The organism is Neobacillus sp. MER 74 (assembly GCF_023714155.1).
Genome location: NZ_JAMAUV010000090.1, coordinates 1 through 326 on the forward strand (window position 1 = coordinate 1; position 326 = coordinate 326).

The following is a 326-nucleotide window of genomic DNA, read 5'->3' on the forward strand; positions in this document are numbered from 1 at the left end:
GTCGGTGGGGTAACCGTAAGGAGCCAGCCGCCTAAGGTGGGACAGATGATTGGGGTGAAGTCGTAACAAGGTAGCCGTATCGGAAGGTGCGGCTGGATCACCTCCTTTCTAAGGATATAAGCTGGACCTGTGAGCCAGACAAAACAGTTTGTGCATTGATTCTTGTTTGTTTAGTTTTGAGAGTGCAATTCTCTCAAACTAATCGTTCTTTGAAAACTAGATAATCGTAATGAAGAAGCAAAGTAAACATCGAGTAATCGCCATTTTAGTTTTCTCTCTTATGAAGTTAAGAGAATAACCTTTTAGGTTAAGTTAGAAAGGGCGCA

1 rRNA gene is annotated in these 326 nt (G+C 42.3%); it reads left to right on the top strand.

Annotated features, from left to right (window positions below):
• Positions 1-108: ribosomal RNA gene (locus M3610_RS27630) — 16S ribosomal RNA — on the top strand; the annotation flags it as partial.
• Positions 109-326 lie beyond the last annotated feature (218 nt).